Origin of the sequence: Bradyrhizobium zhanjiangense (assembly GCF_004114935.1) — a bacterium.
In the GTDB taxonomy this organism is placed as follows: domain Bacteria; phylum Pseudomonadota; class Alphaproteobacteria; order Rhizobiales; family Xanthobacteraceae; genus Bradyrhizobium; species Bradyrhizobium zhanjiangense.
In genome coordinates, this window is sequence record NZ_CP022221.1 from 2,381,075 (window position 1) to 2,405,534 (window position 24,460).

Annotated in this window: 17 protein-coding genes and 3 pseudogenes; 10 read left to right on the forward strand and 10 right to left on the reverse strand. The window is 57.4% G+C overall.

Annotated elements, in window-relative coordinates:
* Nucleotides 1-88: 88 nt before the first annotated feature.
* Nucleotides 89-259, reverse strand: coding sequence for a hypothetical protein (locus tag XH85_RS44920; protein ID WP_164940737.1), 171 nt, complete (start codon nucleotides 257-259; stop codon nucleotides 89-91).
* 938 nt (nucleotides 260-1,197) lie between these two features.
* Between XH85_RS44920 and XH85_RS11285 the strand changes: the two genes are divergently transcribed.
* Nucleotides 1,198-1,503 carry a hypothetical protein gene (locus tag XH85_RS11285; RefSeq protein ID WP_128931941.1) on the forward strand — a complete coding sequence of 102 codons (306 nt, stop codon included), beginning with the start codon at nucleotides 1,198-1,200 and terminating at the stop codon, nucleotides 1,501-1,503.
* Between the two features lie 128 nt (nucleotides 1,504-1,631).
* On the opposite strand, the gene XH85_RS44925 is transcribed toward XH85_RS11285, so the two are convergent.
* A complete protein-coding gene (locus tag XH85_RS44925; protein ID WP_164940668.1) occupies nucleotides 1,632-1,772 on the reverse strand; it encodes a hypothetical protein in 141 nt (46 codons plus the stop codon).
* A 1,173-nt stretch (nucleotides 1,773-2,945) separates the two neighbouring features.
* Nucleotides 2,946-3,182 (reverse strand): hypothetical protein, encoded by a 237-nt coding sequence (locus XH85_RS11290; protein WP_128931942.1) that lies wholly within the window; start codon nucleotides 3,180-3,182, stop codon nucleotides 2,946-2,948.
* Between the two features lie 105 nt (nucleotides 3,183-3,287).
* Between XH85_RS11290 and XH85_RS46295 the strand changes: the two are divergent.
* Both XH85_RS46295 and XH85_RS11300 read left to right on the forward strand, forming a co-directional pair.
* Nucleotides 3,288-3,562: pseudogene (locus XH85_RS46295) on the forward strand (winged helix-turn-helix transcriptional regulator); the annotation flags it as partial.
* 366 nt (nucleotides 3,563-3,928) lie between these two features.
* A complete protein-coding gene (locus XH85_RS11300) occupies nucleotides 3,929-5,113 on the forward strand; it encodes a TlpA disulfide reductase family protein (RefSeq protein WP_128931943.1) in 1,185 nt (394 codons plus the stop codon).
* A gap of 206 nt (nucleotides 5,114-5,319) precedes the next feature.
* Here the strand turns inward: XH85_RS11300 and XH85_RS11305 are convergent, their stop codons facing one another.
* The gene (locus XH85_RS11305; RefSeq protein WP_128931944.1) at nucleotides 5,320-5,943 is read right to left on the reverse strand and encodes a BRCT domain-containing protein; all 624 of its coding nucleotides are present in this window, start codon (nucleotides 5,941-5,943) and stop codon (nucleotides 5,320-5,322) included.
* Between the two features lie 326 nt (nucleotides 5,944-6,269).
* Here XH85_RS11305 and XH85_RS11310 point away from each other — a divergent pair, with 326 nt between their 5' ends.
* Nucleotides 6,270-6,707 carry a hypothetical protein gene (locus XH85_RS11310; protein ID WP_128931945.1) on the forward strand — a complete coding sequence of 146 codons (438 nt, stop codon included), beginning with the start codon at nucleotides 6,270-6,272 and terminating at the stop codon, nucleotides 6,705-6,707.
* A 220-nt stretch (nucleotides 6,708-6,927) separates the two neighbouring features.
* Here the strand turns inward: XH85_RS11310 and XH85_RS11315 are convergent, their stop codons facing one another.
* The 6 genes and pseudogenes from XH85_RS11315 to XH85_RS11335 form a co-directional block, all read right to left on the reverse strand.
* A complete protein-coding gene (locus tag XH85_RS11315; RefSeq protein WP_164940738.1) occupies nucleotides 6,928-7,227 on the reverse strand; it encodes a HipA N-terminal domain-containing protein in 300 nt (99 codons plus the stop codon).
* Between the two features lie 141 nt (nucleotides 7,228-7,368).
* Nucleotides 7,369-7,491 (reverse strand): hypothetical protein, encoded by a 123-nt coding sequence (locus XH85_RS47255; RefSeq protein WP_276486064.1) that lies wholly within the window; start codon nucleotides 7,489-7,491, stop codon nucleotides 7,369-7,371.
* 199 nt (nucleotides 7,492-7,690) lie between these two features.
* The gene (locus tag XH85_RS11320) at nucleotides 7,691-8,479 is read right to left on the reverse strand and encodes a hypothetical protein (RefSeq protein WP_128931947.1); all 789 of its coding nucleotides are present in this window, start codon (nucleotides 8,477-8,479) and stop codon (nucleotides 7,691-7,693) included.
* Between the two features lie 178 nt (nucleotides 8,480-8,657).
* Nucleotides 8,658-8,783: a hypothetical protein gene (locus XH85_RS47260; RefSeq protein ID WP_276486066.1), complete on the reverse strand. Its 126-nt coding sequence runs from the start codon at nucleotides 8,781-8,783 to the stop codon at nucleotides 8,658-8,660.
* A 541-nt stretch (nucleotides 8,784-9,324) separates the two neighbouring features.
* Nucleotides 9,325-10,816, reverse strand: a pseudogene (locus XH85_RS47850) (radical SAM family RiPP maturation amino acid epimerase).
* A 121-nt stretch (nucleotides 10,817-10,937) separates the two neighbouring features.
* Nucleotides 10,938-11,312 carry a Nif11-like leader peptide family natural product precursor gene (locus XH85_RS11335; protein WP_128931949.1) on the reverse strand — a complete coding sequence of 125 codons (375 nt, stop codon included), beginning with the start codon at nucleotides 11,310-11,312 and terminating at the stop codon, nucleotides 10,938-10,940.
* A 353-nt stretch (nucleotides 11,313-11,665) separates the two neighbouring features.
* Between XH85_RS11335 and XH85_RS45815 the strand changes: the two are divergent.
* The 6 genes and pseudogenes from XH85_RS45815 to XH85_RS46320 form a co-directional block, all read left to right on the forward strand.
* A pseudogene (locus tag XH85_RS45815) lies at nucleotides 11,666-11,962 on the forward strand (IS66 family transposase); the annotation flags it as partial.
* 856 nt (nucleotides 11,963-12,818) lie between these two features.
* The gene (locus XH85_RS11345; RefSeq protein WP_245473997.1) at nucleotides 12,819-12,995 is read left to right on the forward strand and encodes a hypothetical protein; all 177 of its coding nucleotides are present in this window, start codon (nucleotides 12,819-12,821) and stop codon (nucleotides 12,993-12,995) included.
* A 1,290-nt stretch (nucleotides 12,996-14,285) separates the two neighbouring features.
* Complete coding sequence (locus XH85_RS11350) at nucleotides 14,286-20,756, forward strand: non-ribosomal peptide synthetase (protein WP_245473999.1); 6,471 nt, start codon at nucleotides 14,286-14,288, stop codon at nucleotides 20,754-20,756.
* Entirely contained in the window at nucleotides 20,753-22,150 is a 1,398-nt protein-coding gene (locus tag XH85_RS11355) for an MATE family efflux transporter (protein ID WP_128931950.1), read from the forward strand. Before XH85_RS11350 ends, XH85_RS11355 begins: the two co-directional genes overlap by 4 nt.
* 630 nt (nucleotides 22,151-22,780) lie before the next feature.
* A complete protein-coding gene (locus XH85_RS46315) occupies nucleotides 22,781-23,677 on the forward strand; it encodes an outer membrane protein (RefSeq protein ID WP_245474005.1) in 897 nt (298 codons plus the stop codon).
* A 91-nt stretch (nucleotides 23,678-23,768) separates the two neighbouring features.
* Nucleotides 23,769-24,419 (forward strand): TonB-dependent receptor, encoded by a 651-nt coding sequence (locus tag XH85_RS46320; RefSeq protein ID WP_245474008.1) that lies wholly within the window; start codon nucleotides 23,769-23,771, stop codon nucleotides 24,417-24,419.
* Nucleotides 24,420-24,460: the final 41 nt, after the last annotated feature.

Here is a 24,460-nt window from a genome sequence, read left to right on the forward strand (position 1 = left end):
TTGTCCTCCGTCAGCAAAATCGAAACCGAGACCGGGTGGAGCACCGCCGGCCTTTTCGAAAGTTCGGATCGCTATTGGTCGATCGCGATTATGCGCGATTGCTCACCCGTAACAGATTTCGCACGTAGTCTCGTGCCTTGGGCATGCGAGCAAAAGCAAGGATTGCAACGACCACGCAGACGGCAAAAACAATCATCATTTCAGTAGTGCCGTCGCCTCCATCGGGGCTAAAGCCCAGCAACTGCTCTATCCAATCCATCTAATACTCCCCTCGTATTGGGCTTTGTATTGACGCCTAGGTTTCGGTCCGACAGTGACGATCAAGACCAAGCTCTGGCAGGAGGCGGTGTAGGGCCGGTTGCGTCGTACTAACGAATTGGCCAAGCACATCCATGCGCGCGTGCCTGCCATGCTCAACGCGCCCGCAACAGACGCTGCGTCCCCCGATTGAAATGCCTCGATACCCAAAAACTAGATACCAAAAAAGGACGAATGAAGCAGACTGATTAGATGCTAGTTTTGTCCATTTCGCAACTAGAAAGCGATGCACGTAGAAATAGTCTGGAGACCTGACAGATTGCGCCTACCGGCCGAGGGAGCAGCACCCTCCGGCAAGCCAGTTCGGGAAAACAAAACTAGGGGCAGTTAATGAGCAGTCGATGTCAGGTTTATGATAGTTCGGGCATTTTGGGTGATCGGGTTCAGGGGTAGTCGCGCTCCTGAACGAGTTGAAGGCGCTCCGTAGTCGGCTGCGAAGGGCGGAAGCGAGAAGCCATCAAAGACCGCGGCGCGCCAGACGCGCCTGTGAACGTCGTTTCTTCGGCGCCAGGTAGAGGAGGATGTCGGAAACACCGCTGACTCGACGTGATCGATTGTCGACGGAGAGCCATGAAAGGTTCTGGGCGAGTTTGCCACCAAAGAGAGATCGTCGCGCACGCACCGAGTGAGAAGTATTTTTGATCCGAACACCTGGGTAGTCAGCCCTTCTAAGCGCTTGCGTAGCAGACCAGCAGTCGGTTGCTCGCCGCAACTGAGCTCAAATTTGAAGGAATGGCCCGCCCTCCCGCGTCCCGTACTTACAAATGCGAAAATGCCGAACTTTATCCGAGCCGGACTTAATTTTCGTTATACTCTCGCAGCTGGAAAGCTGTATTCTGCCATTTGATTTGCTGATCAATTTTTTACGAGAGCATGTTAATGCCCCAGCGAGCGGTATCGCGTGAGGATTTTCGAGGCTTATTCGCCTTCTATGTGTTTGTTGCCCGACATAACAACAAGCATGACGGCGCATCTCGCCTGTTGAAGTTATTCACGTCGAGCCAAAACATTTCCGATGAACTTCTGGATCAGTGGTCAGAGCGCGCTGACGCACTCGGTGGGGAGAGGGTTGGTAGCGTGCTGGGCCCACGCACCCGCGCCGTAGCGAATGGCGATGCAAACTACGACCATGCCAGCGCGTTTCTCCACGCTTTGCTCAAAGCGTTGGATCAAACCCAGCACTAAACGTCGTTGATCAGCCCATGGTCGACGCAGTGCCGTTTATCGCGATCTCGTGGGAAGCTATTGCGCCAAGCAACTTAGCAGACAGCTTGCGCCAACGCGTGAAGCGCAATTGTGCCGCAATCAGCCGATCAGTCGGCTTGCCTGAGATGGCAACTACTAGGAGTGGACTTGCTTGCAACGGCGAGCACGTCGGCTTCGGATGCCTCCAACCCGATCTTCTGGGCGAGCATGACGTCGCCGATCGGCAGAAAGCTATCGGCATGAAACACGATTTCTTCTGTAAATGACTTCTTTCGCCAATCTCGCAAACTTTGGCCGAGGCTAACGTAGACTCTTGTACCGCTTCCCGCTCTCGTTCCCGCCACAGCCGGGCCAGCCGTCCTCGTGTGCAGCGGCTCCGGGCCGCCCATGAAGGTTTCTCCTATCCGAGGCGTGGCTCCAGCAAGCAGCGAGGTCCGCAATGAAAAGACGGCTTTGTACGGGGGGAGGGCAGGTACGATTACCTACTTCAAAGGCGCGCTGTACTGCATCAGCGACGAGCTAGGCAGACCTGTTCGAGTTGAGAAGCTGGACACGCGATCATTAGTAGTGCTCGATTTACTATTCAGATTTTGAAAAACGATTTCCAATGAGCGAAACGATAGTTTTGCATACAACCCACCGGCAGGTTGTCCGAGGCATTGTCAAAGATAGTTCAGTCCTTTACACCGCCATCAGCGCTGATGTCTACGTTCACAGTATCACCAAGGAAGGTACGGCCGAACTTCATCAGGGCGCGATGGCACGGTCATCCCCAAAATGACACCGATCAGATTTTATGTCTTCCGGACAAATACAGGCAACGAACCGTTCTCCGCCACCGTCACGGTAACTGACCTGCCTGCCGCGGCTGGAGCGCGTAGCGACGTGCTCATGACGCCGTTTAGTCTTGTCAAACATAAGCCCGACGGCATTAAACCCGCTTACAGGACCTCCGGTCGAGGCATGAGCTTGGCCGTGTGCTGGATCCAAGCCGTGCACCTGAGCGATTGCGGCCGACCGCCCCGCCCGGGTGAAAGAACCTTCGCGACAACCGGAGCCGCCTCGCAAATAAAGTCGCCTCACTTGACCTGGGTCTTTCATTCGAGATCAACTGTTGGCCGTAACCGGCATGAGGCCCCCACCTCGCCACCGCGAGTTTCGCCAGCGATACGGCTTGGCATGAGCAGATCGGCGGAGGTGCAACGATGGCAAATGCCATGCTTAATGCCAGGCAGGAAGGTGATTCCCATCCTCGCGTCGAGATGATCACCGGACAGCGCCCGGCGACGCGAGCGCGCTCCTGCTCGCGGCCGCGGCATCAGCCAGGCAAGTGGCGACTCGCGTTCTGGCCGGCGGTGCATAGATGCCGGCCATGTCGAAGAATACGGCACCGGAGATTATTACCCATCGTGGAAAGACGATTATGACCGGGCCTTCGTGACGGTGAGGTGAAGCCTCTGCCCGTCCTCCAGGAGAACAGATAGTAGCGGGCAGTCGCCGGTGGTCTTGCCGATGGAAACCGCGGCCTTGCGCTGCCCGATGGAGTAGTGCCTCAGGAGGGCTTCCTTGAAGTCCTCCGCAAGGATTTCCAGCGGGTCTGAAGGCATGGTGGTTGCCATGGCTTTGATTTCCCTGCGCTCGTTATCTTTATTCAGCATACTCTTGTCCTGAACCTATTTGCGGCGCACTTTCCTGAGGTTTTGACGGTTTCCTGCATCGCACGGGAATTTCGCGACGAAATTCACCTCAGCGGGAGCTGGATCATGCGATACGATCGAGTAGACGCCCAAATGCTCGAGATTGTGCAAAAGAACGACCGCCTAACTTCCGAGGTGCTCGGCGAAATGGCCGGGCTTTCTGCTACCGCCCTGTCAAGACGATTGAAGAGGCGCTCCGCTCAGAGGGCATCATCGAAGCCGACGTCTCAATCGTCTCGCCGAAGGCGGTGGGAAGACCTATTCAAATGCTTGTGCTGGTCACCCTGGAGCGGGAGCGCGCCTCCCTTGCGAAATCGATCCTATCCGCCATTGCTACAAGCTGCGTTAGGGCGGCGGCAGTCCTAGACACGAGATCTTGCCGGATCGGCTCGCATGACCAAGCGCTCACCCACAAGGATTTCGTGTCCAACTTCTGACACGGGACAAAGTCCGTCAGGTTCAAAACACCGGCTGCGTTTGGGGCGCCTTGGAGTTTTCAAAGCGTAGTCAGGCGCTTGATGCGTGCTGACCGAGGTGGCACGGCTGTTGCTATTGGGATGCAGAAACACGGAGTGAGGGCTGAGCGCACACCAGATGCGCAAAGCGAGTGATGCTCTCCTTCTCTTGAACCCGTGTGCTCCGTTTCTGAGAGAGACAGGCTAGCGCATAAAGTCGCGCAATGAGTGGCAATAGTTTTGGAGAGCAACATGGTGCTGCGCATGGAGTCCCCAGCTCCTCCGATCAAGGTGGAGAACTGGCTGCGCGGCGAGCCCCTCACGAGCTTCCAGCCCGGGAAGGTGTACATCGTCGAATTTTGGGCAACTTGGTGCGGACCATGTGCGGCAGTGATGCCTCATCTAGTACAGCTGCAAGAGAAATACAAAGACAGCGGACTTGAGCTGCTCGGCGTCGCAGCTTACGAACGAGCTCCAACGGCGGACGAGGCCCGAACAAGCTTGGACGCGTGGTTGACCGACAAGTTCTCGAACCTGAACTATCGGATCGGGTTCGACTCCACAGGCGAAATGAGCAAGCTTTGGATGGAGTCCAGCTTTTCTGTCGGGATTCCCACCTCGTTCGTCGTTGACCGTGACGGCCACATCGCCTTTATCGGTCCTCCGATGCAGCTCGATGACGTCTTGCCGAAAGTTCTTAACGGCAGCTGGCGGACCAGCGATGAAGCTAAAGCCGCCGATACAGAGCGGATCGACAGCGGAAGACGCGAAATGCGCGAAATGAAGCGTAAGCGGGCGCTGACTGAGCCGATTCTCGCCAAGCTTTCGCCGGCGATGAAGGCGGAGGATTGGGCAAAGGCGGTTTCGGCGGTCGAAGAGGCCGTCGCGGTGATGCCGGACGACCTCAACTTCCGCGCGCTCCATGCGGATCTATTGCTTCACAGGCTGCGCAACTTGCAGACCGGCTTGCCGGTTATGAGGCAATTCGCTCGCGACGCGATCGACAAAAACGATGAGCAGTGGATGGAAGGGGCGCTGCGCCAACTCTTTGATCCGGCGAATGACAACTCCCACTTCCCGTCTGCCGAGCGCCTTGCGATGGGCAAAGAGTTGTCCGAACACATTCTTGCGCTGAATCCTCCGCAAGGGGACGGTGACTTCAAGTACCTGTCCTATGGGGCGGTCGCTCAGTATTATTACGAGAGCGGCAACAAGGATCGCGCAATCGAATTGGTCGAGGTGGCGTTGAACTCGCTAGGCGGTCCTGAGCCTATCTCCGACGAACTGAAACAGGACGTCATGTCGACGTTGGTCGAAGCGCTGGCCAACTACAAGGGTGAGAAGGCTTGCTATGGGACGGTTTGTGCAACTCCGCAAGACGGATTTCCGAGAGCGTCAAAGCGCAGGCAACGAAGCAAACAACATAAAGAAGGGTGATTAGTCGGAATTGCTGGCTGGCCATCATCCATTTCTCCAGCGGCCGGTGCCAACTAAATCTGACGGTCTGACGGTTTACACGAAAATGCTAAACGACTTCTCCGGCATCAAAATGCACGAAGGCACAGCCATCGGGGCGGCCGGAGCTAGGCCGGCATCCCCCTCCGATGCACGTCCTTAGTTTCCGCTGCGAACGCAAGAGCTCGTTACACTGGAAGGTACCGCTTCCAGTGCGGCTCGGAAACAATGCTGATCGGAAACCCTTTGTCTCGCCAGTCACAGGCCTTCATGATCTTGTTCCCAAACGAGGAGTGTTTCCACGAATCGGTAGCGTAGATGCCGATCACAAGAACGTTTGTTTTCTGTGTCAGGCTACCGACTTCGGCGCCGAGGCCTTCGACCGCGCTCTCACATTCCTTGCGGCAGCCGAAATTGAATGTGCCTGTGAAGCAGTATCGTTGACCGGCGAATGTCAGTGGCGGCTCGGGATCGTTCAGCGGCAGCGATGTTGATTTGAGAACTTCACCCAAGCCATCAATCTCTCGGTTTGAAAACTGATTGAGTGTATCGAGTAGCTCCGTCTTCTCGTCGTCATCGAGCACGCCGTCACTCAGCATCTCGTCGACCCGCTTGTAAAGCACTCGCACGACGGGCTGATCGCTGATGTGAAGATTGGCGCCGAGCCACTTCTGCAAGAATTCGACTTCAGCTTGGTTGATCTGGTTGTCTGCCACCAAGCCGCGGGCGATCCCAATCAATTCATCGATCTGCCTGCTGCCGATCCTGTCGCCACCCACACGATTGTAGAATTCGTCTGCGCCAGCCATCATCTAAAATACTCCCCAAACCGATAAATAACGGCATCAAATCGCAACCGGAGGGCGAGCGCAAGGGGGGCTAACGATTGACCTCAATCGGTCACGTAAGCTTCACCTTCCCACAACGATCCTATCCGCGCCATAAAGACGGATACTGCTGGGATTGGGGCGCCGATCGGTCTGGAAACGCCATCACGCTGAAGCGGATTTCCCCAAGAGCGGGGATGGTGCGAACGCCTATTCGATCGGTTGTGTTCAATCCCCCCACATGCGCGATCGAAGCGTTCGCCGCGGCCGTGGGCGGTCGCTAGCGCTGCGCTCACACGGAGGACCTAGTCATGACCGAGCCCACACGTCAAGCCGTTGCTGCTCAGAACCGCTCCGGCAAGCTCACCGTCCCAGGCAAGCTCAAGACCGCCGTCGACCTGATGCTGTACGAGGGCTCACGTAGGGCCGATGCTGCCATGGCCGCCGGGATGACCGACCACGGGCTCAGAGAGGCGTTCAAGAAGCCTCACGTGAAGGCCTACTGCAATGCGGGCTTGCAGGTGCTGCGAGAGAGCGAACGCGCCCGAAATATCCGCCGGCTGGCCGAGATCCGCGACACAGGTAACGGAACGCCCGCGGTGAATGCTGTTCGTGCGCTCGAGCAGATGGTTGAGCGAGACGGCGAGGCGGGTGCATCCGGACAGCAGCGCGTGCCTGGGCTCACCATCGTCATCCGCAACCAGATCGGCGGCGTCGATAACGTGATCGCACCTCCGGCGTGCAGGTGATCGATTCCCACGTGCTTCCCAGCCGCGGCGTGGCCCGCCCGCAAGAGGCAAATTTGCCACTGGACCAGCAGACGGCGAGGAGAACCCAGTGATTGACCAGTGTTGGCAAGGCTGTTTCAGCCTTTCTCATTCTGTCTCAAGTAATTGAGACTGCTTATTTTAGATTGTTGCCCCTGGGGCAACAACGCAAACCTAATCGCCTGTCGAAAGTGATGGGGGTCTATCGCGCCGTCCCATCTCCTCGCGCAGGCGCTTGAGGCGGTTCGCGACCTCGGCCTCGTCGTCCACTGAACCCCCCGGCCGAATCCGCGTTGGCGGCCATCCACTCGTCGGTGACGATCTGGATCGCGCCGGCGCAATCCTCTCCGACCTTCGATAGCAAAGCGAACGCGCTGTTCGGCGACACGCCGTAGATCTGTCCCCATTTCTGCAGGGTCTGGTCGCTGTCCGGAAGCAGTTTCCAGAGATAGTTGGCCACCTTCGCGCCGGAGTGCTTCTTGGCGGCGAGAAGCAGGGACATCGAAAAGCGGAATTTGAACCCTGTCGGCCGCGAGCCAACGATCGGCATACTCGATGGCTAGGACGCCGGCATCCATCTGCTCGAGACGGCCGATCGGGACGCCGCCCATCAGGACGTTCATGAATTTTCTCATCGCCGCCGTCACTTGAGGAAGCTCGGCTCGTCGAGCGCGAGATCACCGGTATCCAAGTCGTCGTTCTGCAGAGATCCCGGCACACTGTCGATGTTCAGGTCGATCCCGAGCGTGGCGAAGGCCTTTAGCACCGTTTCGAGGCTCGGATTCTCCAGGCGCCCAGTCTCGAACTGCGAGATCCGCTCCTGGGTTGGTCCCCAGCGTCTGGTGCTTCGGTGCGCGTCATCGACGGCTGTTCCTGCTCTCGAGACCGCAAGTAGGCGCGGAGACGTTGGAGGCGTTCCCTTGCCGGTGGATGTGACCGAGGCGCGGTCTCTTGGGACAGATCCCTCAATCCATGCGGCCAATGTCAGGATCAGCCACGCCCCAGAGTGCCCGGTATAGCCACATCATCTCCATCGACAGAGCCGATCGATTCCCGAAACGCAAAACCATCAGCAGCCAATTCCATCTCGAAGTGACTTGCGTCTGTTGTCTTCTCGATCCACAGGTCTCCAGCTGCCACATGCCCGCACCCAGGAGAAGGAACTGAATCGCGAAGAATCTAAGGTTGCTCCCAGCCTCAAGTGGGTGCCCCCAACGGCGGACGTCGGTGACAAGTGGAATTGCTCCAAGTTCCCTGAGCACGTCCGGCGTGTCAGCTGTTCCGAGCTGAACGTACCGGTGGATCATCATTCCGAACTGCCAGCCGATCTGTTTAGAGAACCGCCTGGCGAGGTAGGGCCGGCTGGAGAAGCGGTTCAGCCGACGCCTTAGCCGCAGCAGCCACGGCTCTAAATCCTTTCCAAGCCCCTTTTTGGTCAATGCGTTTCCGAGCGTCTCGCATAGACTTGTGTCCGCGAGCAGCATGAGCATTTCGGCACCGCTCGAGATTAACGGCATGGGCCCCATCGGCAACGCGATCACGTAGCCAACTCCTGGTGATGACCTGGAGGAGTAGACGTGTCCGTTGAACTCTGCATCGTTGACGGTTCCGGACGCGATCCCCGCGTCCGCTCGGCAGGTTTGGCGGAGAGCCGGAGGCTTCGAAATCAAGTCCTCGAAGGCGTTGTGCACCCAGTCTGTCCGCTTCAGAAACGAGGAGTAGCGATCGATAAACGTCCCCCCGCCAAAGCCCAAAGCCCGCTCCCCGGCCGGTCGCTTCCGCGACGATCTGGCAGTGCAATTACCGCGGCCGCCGCAAACAGGCGTAATAGGACGGCAAAATCAGTGAAGTCATTGGGATTACGGTGTTACGACCTGTCCCGCCCTTGTCATCAAGCTGTTCTGGCTCGCAACCGCGTACGGATCGTGGTGATCATTTCGTGATCCGGTAGGTGGACCAGCCGTTCGCTAGTGGCGTCTTGTGGATCACGATCCTGAGGTGCGGCTTAGCTACCGGATTGGGAAACGCGAACAAATCTGTCGAGCCTTCGACGAACATGTTTGCTCCGACGGGCGTGAGGGACGGCAGATGATCTTCAAGATCATCCACATGAGGTCGATTTGGAAGCAAGCCGGTCCGACGGATAGAACGTGTAGCGCCCGCACAAATCGGCCGCGATAATCTCAATCGCTACAAAGTACGTTCCGCCCCGGTGAACACCCGGCGCGACTGCAGCATCTTTAAGATGCTCCCATTTCCAGCGACCAGGAATCAGTTCAGTCTCTCAGGTAATTGAGCATACTGTTGCAGGCGTCCTCGGCCTCAGCGAAGCTCCGCAGCGGCGAGCCGTGCACCCTGATCGAGCCACGGCTCTGGTCAAGCGGACGCCACGAAGCGACGTAGCCGAACCTTCCGCGAAAGCCAGGACCGGTCGGGCTCTGCAAGCTTATAACGAACGAGTAGCCGCCGCTGCGTGCACTCCAAATTTCCATGTTTTCGACTGCGCGGTGGAACTGCAGGGGCATCACGCACCGTTCGCCTGGGCAACCCGACAATGAAATTCTTCCGGCGGACTCACTGGCGTACAAAATCCGAAACTCTAACCGCTGCCGGATGAAAGCGCAGTAACAGGTAAGCTGGTCTGCCAGGCGAAGCTGTCGTCTAAGTCTTCTTCAATCACCCCGGCCGCGTATAACTGATCGAGCAGGTCGGCTACTGCGAGCACGCTCGCTCCGTCAGTCGTGACCTGCCTAACCAGCTCCGACGCTGTGCAGTTGCCGTAGGCGATTAGATGGCCAACGGAAGTCGGAGCGATGTCGTCCAGCACCCGGTGTTCCATGTTGCGTGAGCGGAGATGAAAGCAATCGCTTCCCAGCCTTGTATTGCAGGTCCCTGCGGAAGCGGATCGGCAATTTGGGAGCTGGACTCTCGAGCATATGCTGGTCGATCATGCGCTGCAGCCCGTTGCGGAACTCGTCAGGCGTCCTGAAGAAGCGTTCACTCAAGACGCGGTAGCCGAGCGGCCAGCGTTTGCTACCCGGCACCGGCGTCACCAATTGTAAACGTCCCTGCAGCATATTTACGAGAAAGCCGAACACACAGGCAATCGTCGTGTGATCGCCCTCCAGCAAAGCGATTGCATCATCCTTGTTAGCGGTCCTAAGTTTCTCGCTCCGCTCGCGCGCGCGCGCCCAGCAAAAGCCTTTGCAGTCAGCGCCTCCTTGCCCTGCAGGACGAGTTCGACATCCATCAGCTCCTCAGGCGAAAACGCCATGTGAATCTGGTCGAGATGTGTTGTGCTCAGCACAGAGAAACGATTCGTCACGGTCCGATAGCGCTTGAACAGTTGGAGCACGCGCTTGGTGAGTGCGCGATCCTTGAGCGGGGCCGCCGTCGTTGTTTGGGGCAATGCGCCCGTGATCTGATAGTAGTCGAATAGAAAGCGGTCGTAGTGTGGGTTGTCCATAGGCTCTGTGGCCCAGTAGCAGAAACCAGTACGGGCTGCCGAACCAAACATCTCGCGTGTGATACCGACCACGCCGCGCCAAAGCGCTGCATGCTCTTCGCTATATTCGTAATAGCCTTTGAAACGCTCGGCCGAGAGGCCGCAGAACCAGCAACCGACGGTGCAGCCGTCGCTCAGCTCGAAAGCGATGATGGGGTACGTGACCGAGGCCGCCGTTCCGCCCAATTCGTCGTTGCAGCGCCGGATTTGGCGCTCACGCCAAGCATGAAAGCGAGGGTTGATCGTCGACATTTCGCCCTCTTCGCGCAGGAGGTCGCGATGGCGCAACATCTCGCAGATAAACTCGTCCCACATCATAGCGAGGGGCCAGGGCGTAGACTCCGGCTTAAAGCGGTGTTTCAGGTAGCCGCCGCGCCAGAGCGGCAGCATCTTCATTGGGTCAACTTCGATGCCGTAGCGCTCTGTTACCGCTCGAGGAATCAACGTTCTCCGAAAGCGCCCTGCGGAACTCCAAGTCACCAGCCAGCCGCTCCATGAAGCGCTTGACGTGTGACAACGTGCGCAGTTGCTCGGGGGTACGCCGGTCAAAAATCTGTCGGCAGTGTTCGGTGGCAGTGTGCGTCATACGGTACGGGTGCGCCCTGAAGCCGCATCTCTAGGCCTGAAAGCAATGATCTCACTCCTGACGAGGCGTGCTTTCAGTTCTCTTCGCACCGGATCGTCGACGAGCCAGAACTAAAAATATGTCATGCCGCGACGGCGACAACAACTACAATAAGTAAAACGATAGCGACTAGGTCACGGCCCGCTTCCGCGGCTTGCACGGCCCTCGTGGGTGCCTCCGACGTTGAACTAGCCAACGCTGAGGTATGCACAATCCTGCTCAAGCCCGCACCGCTCAAATCCTGCTTGGCGCCGACAATCGCGTCGAGCTGCATCAGCTCGTGTCGGCCTGGCACTCGGATGCAGCTCCTAACCTCGTCAAGCGTGAAATCGTAGCCGTGGCTCTTTCCGACCGCTACAATCGGTGCAAGACCTGTAGCACTCTGCTTAAGGTTTTCGAGCAGACTACCCTCTTTTGCTAGATTCTTGACAAACCGTTCTACCTCAGCCTGCGACATAGCCGGGCCTCTGCTAAATGTTGCTACCTATCCGTCGCCTTGGAAGCGATCGGTGACGACGCCGTAACAAAGCAATCCGCATACCAAACTGAAATTGCTGCTTTCGCGCTTTGTCTGACCGTGCGTATCGTCAACTTGCCGACATTGGTCTCTCTAACAAGCGCTCTGTACAGCGGGATGAAATCTCGTTGTGGGTAGCTAATCCAGCAGCGCAAGCGGTCGCCATCTACAAAAGCTCGGTCAGAACCGTGCTCAGCAGCGTCTGTTCACGGATTAGAAACGGCGCGCATTCCGTCCAATGCGCCCGGTTCTGCGAGAGGCTGGAGGTGAAATCCCGCCGGCCTAGTCACCACACCATCCGTATCTTGGCGAATGGCAAGTGTACAACCGGGCGGTTCTGCACTTGTGTGCGGGATGGCCGGCCACCGGGCCTGCGCCGCCGGCGGCAGTCTACGGCGGCTCGAGCGACCGACGAGGCGAGCATCTCCAGAAGAATCTGGCCGCCTTCGCGCCTGCATCCCGTACGCCGATCGCTACAGCGGGTTCGAACCGGTGTTCGACCGGCAGAAGTAGGTGCGGCCGATTACACCGGGTTTCGCATTGCCCATGCGCGGCGGGGCTTCTTCAAGCTGGCTAACATGGAGAAGAATGAAGTATTTTCTCTGCGGTATAGGCGGGGCCAGCACAGACTTCAACGAACCCGGTCATCGCGACCAGGAAATTGGTCTTAGAGCATGCGTGTGCGCACAGCATGATGATGCATTGGTAGTCTGTTCAGTTGAAGAATCGTCCTCAGAGAGTGGATGGTGCGCGCCAAATTCGTATTCGCTTGGCCTCATATTCGTAAAGGGCGGAACAGGCTGCGCAACGTGCTGTCGACCGTACCGGACCAGTGTAGTGGGCAGGCAGCCTTGCTACCCTGGCTATATCGCGTGTCAATCGGCTAGGTGGTCGGCTGGCGAGCTGTTCAAATAACGAATTCACATTCGTTGACTGCATCCCCACAGCGGCAGGAAGTCGCAGTGGATCACCGTCTCCAATTAACGGCCAGTCGCGAGGAACGGGTTCATCAGGCGCGAATAAAGCTCAGGATCGTCAACCTGCCATCGATGAGTCGAGGCGATATCACATGGCTCCGGGCCCGCGCCGCCCCGTTTTCCGAGCTGCAGCCAACGCCATCGACTCCGATCGGTTCGATGCGACAGCATCGGGTCTGCGAACTAACGCGCGCCACCGCGTAACTACTGCATAAGAGTGCTGTCAATTATCACTACCAGGTCTGAGTGTTTGAGAAGCAGTACTTGCATCGTAAGGTTACGGAAAGGTCGGATGCACATATGCGTGTTCCCATCAAGCTTCGAGACGCGCAATGCCATGGCAAACATGAACCTCAGCTCCCAATCCTTTGCCGACGCATGCGCGCGACAGCCGACCGTCACCGATCAAAAACTCACCAAACTTAGAGCACTGGTCCCGAGACGTTCAGGTTTCCAGATGAGACGTGTCATGAAGCCAATATCGCGGGTCGCAGCAGCAATAAAGCGCGCGCGGGCACTCTCCGATCTCGACCGGTGCTGCGCAATCTGGTGGCTCTATCGCCTCCATTTCGGCATCAACCGCGACGTGATGTTGGGCCTTGCCGCGGTCACGATCGCCCAGGAGAGATCCCGCTGCGGCATTTAGGCCTCGCGACATCGGCCACCTTTCATGCGAGCGCTGGTACTGCCCCACCAACCCTGCCACCAGGTTGCGCGTTGGCTGGCGGACAAAAAATCTCAGCCTAACGCCAAACGTCTCAAGTCTCCCACAGCCCAGGTCGCAATCACATCTAGTACCGGCGGACTGCCCGGGGGGCACAAATGGCGCCTGGAAATACGGTGATCAGACCGCACAAGCCGAACTAGTGCTTCTCGCCGTTCGCAGCATCAGCAGGCTGAGATTTGTGGCGTGGATGATGCTACTCATGCAGTCCAGCATCGTTGAATTGACGGGCCCGAATAGCTTAGCGGAGAGCGCCAAATCGGACCGCTTGATTTGTAAAGTCTGCCGATCGGGAGCAAGGACGCGACGCTCGCATTTCACCAGATGATCTTAAGCGGAAAGGAATATGCCGCGCCGAGTCCGCAAAGGCCGTGGAAAGTGGTCGAGTAGCTCATCAAGCAAGTCTGGCGAGCGCATTGCGATGGATTAATCCTCGCGCAGAGGCCGCCCGTGGGCAGGCTGCGTCTCTGTCGATCGAAGTCTCCGTGAGCCATACGTTCCTGCGGACGGCCAGCCGTTCACCGTGCGCCGCCCGGGAAATATGCGCTCGGCGCCTATCCACAGCGGTTTGTGCTCGCCCCCTGGGCGCTACGCGATGATACGACGCCTCAGTTTCCAGCTCGCGTTATCCATAGTCATAAATCAATCTCCCGGAGCTATTCGGATTTAGGTGACGACGTGGTCGGGCGCTTTGCCGGTGCCCACACTTGGATGACGTCAAGGCCGTGCTTGGGAGTGCTGCTGCGAGCTTCGATAACTCGTTGTAATGTTGAGGCGCCGCCGGGTCCTTGTTGCGGCGATCACTGGCCCACCATCGGTCTGGCGGTGGTTACGGTAAGAAGCCTTTCGTCCGTTCCAGCTGTATCGCCGGGGTGGCCAACACGCTCTCGATGGGTTGGTGGTGCCGGCTCAAGTGCCGGGAAATCGGACAGTTACGCTAATCACAAGCCGTAACGAGCCTGTCGGCGCGTTGATTGCGGGTGCCATGCAGACGATGGCAGGTCACTACAAGAGTAGGTAGGTGCCAAAGTGGACGCGGGGTCCTAGCGTCCTCCTGTTCCTCTGCCGATCATCGAGGAAACAGAAGTGAATCAAAGAACGAGAAGCCAAGATACGGATGAACCGTATGACTTGCGGAATCAGGGTGGCTACGTAATGCACACCTCGATCAGGAGCGTTGGCGCTCTGATTTGAACGCCGCAGAAGCGACGAATGGCGGGGCGCGTGTCTACGGAAAATCAATCAGGCGAAAATGAGTCCGTGGAACGTCAACCGGTCAACGTGATCACGGCGATCGATCGACTTGCAGGATCGGATCCGGAGAGGGTTGCGCTGAGGTACGGCGCAGACGAACTCACATATGAGGCGCTACGATTAAGATCGGATGCCCTTGCAAGGAACTTACGAGAGCAGGGCGCTCAAGGGGCGGTTGTCGGCTATTGGGGGGAGCGGGACCTCGACTGGGCGACGGCGGTCGTCGCAATATTGAAAGCTGGATCAACGTACCTACCGCTCGATCCATCGTTACCGGCTTCCCGTACATCATTCATGATCGAGCAGAGCCGCTGCGCTCTGGTGATTGGCCGAGACCAGCCGACTTCGCTGAGCCTATTGCAGGCGAGCAGCAAAGGCGCCACGCAATTCGTAGCGATAGCGGCGGCGCTGCGCCAGGGCCAGAGTTCGTCTGTGGTGCCATCGCCGAGCGAGGATGGACTCGCCTACATTCTGTTTACGTCTGGTTCGACGGGCCAGCCTAAGGGCGCAATGATTGAGCGCGGCGCCCTAAACAATCATTTGGCGGCCAAGATCGACGCTCTAAGTCTCACTCGGACGGATTGCGTCGCGCAAACCGCGTCGCATTGCTTTGATATCTCGCTGTGGCAGCTTCTGGCTGGGCTTTGCGTCGGAGCCTCTAGCGCGATCATTGATGATGCAACATTGAGATCGCCATTGTCCCTCCTCCAAGCAATTCAAGGAAGCGGCGCTGCGGTTATCCAATTCGTTCCGTCGATGCTGGCAGTGTTTGTTGAGTATCTGCAGTCGCTTACTTCGGCGGAGCGAGCTCTGGATGGTTTGCGGATTATTTCTACGGTCGGAGAACCGCTAACACCCGGATTGGCACGTGCGTGGCTTGGCTTATATCCCCGCGTCCCCATTCTCAATCACTACGGGCCGACCGAGTGCGCGGACGGCGTTACGCATCATCTGGTTTCCATGCCCCCTGCGCTGGCTGAGCCTTATGTGCCGATCGGCAGACCGATTCATAACGTTAAGGTTTACGTCGCCGACGGACTGCGGCTGTGCAACATGGGGGAGGTCGGCGAAATCTGTGTAAGCGGCGTTGGTGTCGCTGCCGGTTACGCCAATGACGATGTCCGCACCAAGGATGCCTTTGGGCCGAACCCGTTCTCAAACGACCCGTCGTTCCGGCGCCTATACCGGACAGGTGATCTTGGGCGCGTTCGTTCCGACGGGCTTCTGGAATGTCTCGGTCGACGGGATCGTCAGGTCAAAATTCGCGGGCACAGAATCGAGCTGGGAGAAATCGAAGCTCGTTTGTCCGCTCATCCCTTGGTTCATGGCGCCGTCGCAGTCGCCTCTGTCTGTGCAGGTGTAAAGCTTACGGCGCGAGATATAGCTGGGTCGGACGCGCAAGCCGAATCGCGGCGACTGATTGCGTATGTGTCGGCTCCAGCTGAACTGGCGGAAAGCGAGCTCCAGAACTTTCTTGCGGAGGCGCTTCCCAGCTACATGCTCCCAGAAAGAATCATCCACGTCAGCGGTATTCCACTGACCAGGAACGGAAAGGTCGATTTTGGAGCGTTGCCCGACCCGGGCAGTGTTCGTCCTCCGTTGGCAACGCCATTCGAGGAGCCACAAACAGACCTCGAAGCCCGACTGCGTAAAATCTGGTCCGGCATTTTGCGCATTGAGAAGATTGGTGTGAATGACCAGTTCATAAGCCTCGGCGGAGACTCGCTGCGGGCAATGCTCATATTGGGACAGTTGCAGACTCTGCTCGGGGTGAAAGCGGATTTCAGGATGGTCCTGAATGGGACGATTCGGTCTCTTGCCGCTTCGATCGCGGCTCCAGCCGATTCCAAGCCCTGCACAGCCCTGACGTACGGAAGGCCCAGCCGATCGCCTCTGACGCGAGTTCAGGAGCACCTATGGTTTCTCTCTCAGCTCGATCCATCTGCCAGGAACTACATCATTCAAGGCGGCCTGCGGATTAAGGGAAACATCGATTTAGCTCGGTTCAATCGCGCCTGGACCGAGGTCATTCATTCCCACCAGGCACTTTCGGCGCGCTTTATCGACGAAGACGGTCCGGTTCAATGCTTTGATGCCCCGCCATGCACCAATCTTGAATTGATCGATGCATCTCATCTCACCTCCTCCGAGGCTGAGGAGCTCATCGCACAGTTTCGGCGAACGGAGCTGAAAGACAATTTCGATCTCGGACAGGGCCACTTGTTTCGCGCGCGCATGGTCCGGCTTGGTCCTGACAATCATCTCATATTGATCACCGCTCACGAAATCATCCTCGATGCTTGGTCGATTTCTGTGCTCCTCAGAGATCTTCAGCAAAGATACGTAGATGCCGTGGCGTTTTGCCCAGAGAACCGTGCGTCACTCTCGGGCTATGCGGCGTGGGAAACACAACACGTTCCGCCAGAGGCGCTGGAGAGCCAACGTCACTATTGGCGTCGTCAGATTGGTGATGATCCACCGGTGCTTTCGCTTGGAAGAGCGCGCCCGCAAACAAATTCATACCGCGGCGGCTCGCATCCAGTGCTGCTTGGCAGCAATCTATCCAGTCGGGTAAGAGAATTCGCGCGCCGGAATGGCTGCACCACGTCGACAACACTGCTGGCGTGCTTCCAGCTGCTGCTACGAATGTATAGCGGTCAGGACGATATTGTCGTCGGCATGCCACACGCTGTACGGGATCAACCTGGCAGCGCCGACATCATTGGCTTTTTCCTGAATATGCTGCCGATCCGTGCCGCGATCGATGCCGGTCAGTCCTTTGCTGTTCATGCCACGCGCATCCAGGGCCTGGTCAGCGATGCCATCGCAAATTCGGCCTATCCATTCGGATGGATGGTCAGGGATACAAGGTTATGTCGCGAACCGGGTCGATCTCCGATCTTCCAGGTCATGTTCAACATGTACTCCGAGGCCGCCGAACCCGTTGGTCGGGACGAGTTGGCTCTGACATTCCGCGAGTACGACACAGGCTATGTCAAATTCGACCTAACATTGTACGCACAAGATCACGGCGATGAAATTGCGCTCCAGCTGGCGTATGCGGAAGACATATTTTCGAGTGATCTAGTTGTTCGCATGGCCAACAATCTGCGCTGTCTGATTGAGGCCTGCGTTGACAAACCGCTTGCGCCCATTGAGGAGCTGAGCTGCCTCAGCGCGTCAGACGTCACTCTACTGAACTCGCTGGAGGGGGCCAGGCAGCCATATGAGTCAGAATGTCCGCTTGTTGAAGCCTTCGAGCAGATCAGTGTCTGCAATCACAGCAAGGTAGCATATTTTGGCGAGTTCGGGGAAGTCACATTCGGCCAGCTGCGTGAGCGCGTAGCAGCTATCAGGTCCTTCCTGCGGGATTTGGACCTGGGCGCTGGCGATATGGTCGCCATGCTGGTCGACCGGTCGCCTGACGTTGCCGCTGTTATGCTGGCGGCGCGAGCTTTGCACTCTATTGTCGTGCCGATACCGCCGGATTATCCGCCTGATCGGATCCAACACATCCTGCGAGATAGTCAGGCAAAGGTGTTGGTTCACGCAAATACCACGGTGACTGGCTTTGACATACCTTCGATTTGTCTATTGACGTTAGACAGGTGCAGGGCGCTGACGGATAATTTCGAATCCAGCGACTCACCCTCAGATCACCAAATTGCGAACCTTATATACACGTCGTCCTCAACAGGGCGGGCGAAGGGGGTTCTTATTCCGGAATCGGCCATTCTCAATCGGCTGAACTGGATGTGGCGACGCTTTCCTTTCGATAGTACCGACGTGATGGTTGTCCAGAAGTCCGCTTCCCTTGTTGCGTCCGCTTGGGAGTATTTTGGTGGGCTTCTGAGAGGTGTGCCCACGCTGATCCTCACCCAAGGGCAGGTGCTAGATCCGGATCTGTTGTTGTGCAGTTTGGCAAAACGTCGTGTGACACGCTTTTTTGCCTCTCCGCCAGTCCTGTCCGGTCTCATTGGGTCCCAGGAACGGCAACCGCAAAGGACCGCCTTGAGATTGGTCACAAGCAGCGCCGAACCGATGCCTTCCTCGCTGCCCGCTCGCTGGCGCGGGTCTTTTCCGGGCGTGCCGTTGTGGAACTTCTATGGTGCGACGGAATGTGCGTCCAATGCAGCCGTGCACGAAACGTCGGATGCTGATGACAACTCGGCGCTTGTGCCGGTGGGGCGGCCAATCGACAACGTCAAACTCTACGTGCTCGATCCACGATTGAAGAGAGTGCCTGTTGGAGCCCCCGGCGAACTGTGCATCGCGGGCCGCTGTCTCAGCGCTGGGTACTGGCGGGATCAAGATCGGACTGACCGCTGTTTCGTGCCGAATCCGTATGATAGCGGACAATATAACGTGCTTTATCGAAGTGGGGACATCGCACGCATCTCGACCAGCGGCCTTCTCCAGATTTGCGGCCGATCGGACAACCAGATCAAGGTGAGGGGCTTTCGCATCGAGCCGGAGGAGGTCGAAGTTGCCCTTGAGTCTCATCCGGCGATCGCAAAGGCCGCGGTCTTCGCAGAAGGCATCGATGACGATCGCCGCTTGACGGCGAGCGTGGTGCCCGCTCGCAAGAATCTAAGCTCTGGAGAGATTCTCGCCCACCTGCGGAACAGATTGCCATCTCCCATGGTTCCCACAGCCTTCAGGTTGGTTGACAGTGTCCCCCTGACGACAAGCGGAAAGATAGACCGTGCTCGCCTATCCTCCGTTCCTTACCGCGAGATAGAAACTAATCCATCTGCTGAGCCCCGCACCAGGAACGAGCGAGTTCTTGCTCGGATCTGGGAGGATCTATTAGGCGCCAAGGGGGTAGGAATCGACAGCAGTTTCTTTGATATCGGCGGCGATTCTCTTCTGAGCGTACGTTGCGTCACGCTGGCGCGCAAAGCCGGGCTGAATCTCAGCGTCAACCAGCTTTATCGAACACCGACCATCAGGGAGTTGGCGGCCGGGGAAGCGGAGGCGGCACCCCACAACGTGGCTTCCGCGGATGGCTTACTGCCTGTGCCCCCCGTAATATCGTTTTGGAATTCTCTTGTCGGCTTTGACGAGCATTTTAACATCGGCGATCTGTTCTTCTTGCGCGGCGGCATCCTGAACATCAAGATCCTGGACCGCGCTCTCGCCCATGTCATCGAGAGGCACGAAGGCCTCAGGCTCCGCGTTGCCAGAACCCAAGATGGACTACGGCTGGGGATTGGGCCTTGTCCGGCCGAGCGCATCGTGGAGGAGATCGATCTCGTCCGGATGACCGGCCCAGACCAGCGCAGGACAATCGAGAGCGTCTCGGCAAGACGTCAACACATGTTTCGGTTTGACGGCCACACGCCTCTTATTCACGTCGCGGCCTTCCGTACTTCGGAAAGCGGCGATTACTATTTGCTGGTGTTGATGCATCATTTCGTAGCGGATGGGATGGGCTATCGGCTATTTCTGGAAGCATTGGAGGGCGCATACCACGCTCTTGCCGCAGGCCACGATGTGAATGGTCCCGAGACCGTACAAAGGCTCTCTCCCTGGTTGAAGCGCCTCGAGCACTACGCGAACAGCGAAGCACCAGACGAACTCAAGCACTGGGAGGACATCGACTACGACCAATTCAACTTGCGTGTCAGCGACGCGTCATCGCGCGGCACGAGTGTTGCCGAAGGAAGCGCGAGAGAGTTTCACGATGCAAGTGTCGGAGGTCGTCGGGACGTTGCGAACGGCAGTTCGCTTTGTGTAAATCAGGCCAAGTACCATCTTGAGATCGACGGGGAAGCGACAGCGGGTCTCCTCAGTATTGGAGCCAGATCAGCGCATTGTCAGGACTTTGATGTGTTTCTTGCTGCCCTGTCCGGTGCGTTTGGCGCCCTGTTCGGAAACTATTCGCTCTGGATTGATAGCCTGACCTCGACACGAGGCCGGCTGTTTGACGATTTCGATTCATCTCAGATCATTGGTCTTCTCAGCGAGCTCGTTCCGCTTTCATTGAATGTCACAGGAACGGAGTCGCGTTCCGACCGTGCTCGTTTGATATACCGGCAGCGCAATGCGCTGCCGCGCGGGGGAATAGGCTTTCGGGCCCTGAAATTCCTAAACCGGGATCCAGCCGTGCGGTGTCGGCTTGATCGCCTGCCACTCCCCAGAATTGGGGTGAATTATCGCGCCCGTTTGCAGCGCCATTTCCCACGCCGTTTTCTAGACACAGACCCTTATCCACTCTGGATCGGCGAACACATGCATCAAGCGGCGGCGATCCACGTCTTCTGGTTCGATGTCGGATATCAATCGGGCGATCTACAGATTGACATCACGTATGATCCGAGCATGGTCGATTATGAGGTGACCCGCCATCTTTGCACGGTCTTGCAACAGGAGCTGTTGCAGACGATCAATGAAATTCGGAAGATCTCGGGACACATTCATCCATGAATGAGCCCGATGCGGAATTCGCCGCCGAGGCCGATCACGATGTGATGCCGAACAAGAACCCGCGCATCGATCTATCAGACCCCAGTCTGTTCAGACTTATCCTGCGGCTCGCCATTCCGTCGGTTGTTGGCCTGTCGATCAATGCGTTGCAGCAGGTTGTCAACGCGATCTTTGTTGGCACACTCGGCGCGCAGGCAATCGCAGCTGTCAGCATGACCTTGCCGATCGTGGTCATGCTCGCGGCGGCCGGACAGGGGATAGGTGTTGGAGCAGCGTCGTTCATATCTCGTCATCTTGGTGCTGGTGAGTACCTGGAGGCGAGTCGAGGCGCCAGTACCGCTCTCGCGCTCGCCGCGCCAGTCGGCATCACGGTCGCAGTCGCTCTGTTTCTAAACATGCGAGAGATCTTCCTAGCGCTCGGGGCAACTCCAACCATCATGCCCCTGGCGCTCGACTACGCGACGACACTTTTGTTCGGATGCACCCTGATGCTTCTGAATATCGTCAACGGCTTCATCGTCCGAGCCGAAGGCAACACACGATTCAGCATGTGGACGATGATGACCGCCTTCATACTGAACGCTGGCCTTGATCCGGTGCTCATATCCGTGCTGAACCTCGGTGTGCGAGGCGCCGCTCTCGCAACGCTTGTGTCTCAAACTGCGGCCATTAGCCTCTATATCGCGTATTTTACCAAGCGACGCGGAATGGTTCTCGTCAGGATGTCTCACATCTCGTTGCGAGCAGATCGCATCAGACAGATCGCGCTCGTGGGGGCGCCAGCGACCATGACCAGCATCTTATCTGCTATTGCCGTTATGCTCTTGTACGGAGCAGCTGCGCCCTTCGGCGAAGAGTCCATCGCGGCCGTGGGAATAGCCGTGCGAATCTTAACAATTGGCGCACTGCTTATCAGCGGTTTCTGTATGGGTTCTCAAGCTATCCTGGGTTTTGGCTGGGGCGCACGCGATTTTTCTCGTGTACTGAGGGCTGCAAAAGTCTTGCTCTCTATGACTGTCGCTCTTTCGGTGACATATTCCGCCGGCGTTGTGATTTTTGCCCGACCTTTGGTCAGGCTGTTCAGTGATAGCGATAACGTCAGGGAAATTGCCGTTTCTGCCTGCACTGTCTTCCATCTGTTTTTTGGACTGTATGGTATTGAGAGTGTCGTCACGGCGATGCTTCAATCGCTTGGCAGAGCGCGTCTCAGCGTGGTTGTGTGTTTCGCGAGGCATTATCTCTTCATTCCGGCTGCACTGTTGTTCCCTGCCATATCGGGCTTTAGCGGAGTGTTGGCCAGTCAAGCCATTGCTGAGCTGGGCGCCGGAATGATCGCGCTGTTTGTCATGTTCCGCCAGTTCGCTGAGCTCAGACAAGGGGACCGGTACATTTAGCCAGGAATCGAAAGTGCTCTTTGATCTGATAAGAGGATCATCGGAGTCGGCATTTAAGCCTGCATGGCCGGCGAGGGGATGGCTCCAAAATTAGTGTGATGTGCAAGAGCGAGTCGGTATGTATCGGTCTTTATCGCTGCGATCGCGATGAAGCCAAAGCCGAGTGTTGCACGCGCCGGAAGCGACGCTGATGGACATTTTCAGAGCGGTCAAGGCGGAGGCGTGCTTGTTTAAATGCGATCCAGGTCGCGTTAGCCAAGTAGTCCAGCTCGGCGCCGCAGGCGTCGCCCTCGTTGCTACTACCTGACTCGCCGATCGCATCGACGGACATCACCACACACTCATTGGAGTGGACCCATCTCAGCGCCGGACTCCCGACGGGCTTCTGTGCAAGCCACCAGGTATACGCGCCTTGAGACTGCGATGATTGTGCACCTCGGCGCTCAAATGCGCGACTTGTCGCAGCTGTGGCCGGTCTTGTCGGCTATCCGACGTGGCGATGGAAAAAATCGAATACGCAGTGTTCAGGGGGCACGGATTCTGCTCACTGCGACCGTCGTGGGAGCGACGCCAGAACAACGACCGTTCGGGGTACGTTGCGGATGGCTCGCATGTTATCTGTGAGGTGATATGCGAACTGGAGTTCTCGTTTGCGGCGCGGCAGTAGTTTCGCTTGCAACATGCAGTCTCGCTCACTCAGCGGACCTGACCCCGGCGGCGAGGGTCTCGTCGACATGGAGCTGGACTGGAGGATATGTTGGCTTTCACGGCGGTGGTGGTTATGGCCGCACGTCCTTCACTGATCCCTACGGGCCGTCAATCTATGGCGACATCGTCAACACCCCAATATTCCTGGCCGGCGGTCAGATCGGCTACAATTGGCAAAGCAACGGACGGGTTCTTGGCGCCGAGTTGGATGTAAGCCATGCTGTGGCCGACGGCACAAATAGCTGTCTTGCCTTCTCCGGTAATGTTGTGATCGCCACCTGCAAGGCAGGTCCGAACGTCTTTGTCACAGGCACCGCTCGGGTCGGTTACACTTTTGGTGCCCAGGGTCGCACGCTCACCTATGTCAAGGCCGGCGCAGCCTGGCAGAACAATCGCGGGAGCATCGCTAAGAACGACGAATTTCGCGACGACGGGTCTCCTGGATTTCCGCAGCCACTACGCAATTTAACTACTGTCGTTTCGGATGGACTGTCGCGATTCGGTGTGGAGCAAGCCTTGACGGCTGACCGCACCTGGCGACGCCCCCGACCCATGCAGTCCCCGCCGCTCGCCGTCATCCCCGCCAGCGCAAGCGATTTATCGAGCAGTTATCAAGTTGGAAAGATCGGCTTGAATTATCATTTCGGAAGCGGCCCGACTCAGTCGGAATGGTCCCATGGATCGCTGTTCCCCGACAGAGGGGTGGCCGGTCATCGTGCATATCCCGATGATTGGTCGATTGAAGGCGGCTCACGGGTCTGGCTCACCAGGGGACATTCCAATGGGACTACAATCCCCCCCTCCGATGCCTGGCGATAGCGTCATTCCGAGTTCGAGGCTCACCTATCACGGGCTGGACGGCATTTCCGGCGAGCTTTTCGCACGTCTTGATAGTCCCTGGGGAATATTCATGAAGGGCAATGTTGGCATCGGACGCTTCGAGAAGGGAAAGATGAACGACGAGGATACGAGTGTCTACGGCATCGGCTATAGCAACACGTTATCAGACCAGGCGAATGGGCAATTCATGTACTACACGGCCGACGCCGGATATGACTTTCTGCGCGATAAGGCTTACAAATTAGGCGCCTTTTTCGGATGGGGCTACTACGGCCAAAAATCGGATTCCATGGGATGCGCGCAGATCGCCTCGCCGGTGGGGCCATGCGCGGTACCTGTCTCGAAACGGCTCGTCGGCAGTCAAGATCGGAATGCGCCGCGCATCGGCATGAGCGCAGAGGCTATGCTGCTCGAGCGCTGGCGCGTGAGCGCCGACGTTGCTTACCTGCCGTGGACCGACTTTACTGGTCGCGACAACCATCTCCTACGGCCTGCAACAGCTTTCTACGATCAGCGCGGGCGAAGTGGTGCGGGCGTTCAGGTGGAAGGAACATTGTCTTACTTTCTCAGCAAAAACTTGAGCATTGGTGTTGGGGCCCGGTATTGGGCGATATGGACCGGCAGTATCAGCGATGTCTCTTTTAATTACGGCGCACGCACCCCTGCGAAGTACAGCATGGAACGTTCGGGCCCGTTCTTTCAGACCTCCTACAAGTTTTGACTGAATCGGGCAGCAAACCCGGGCAGGCCAAATGTTTTTGT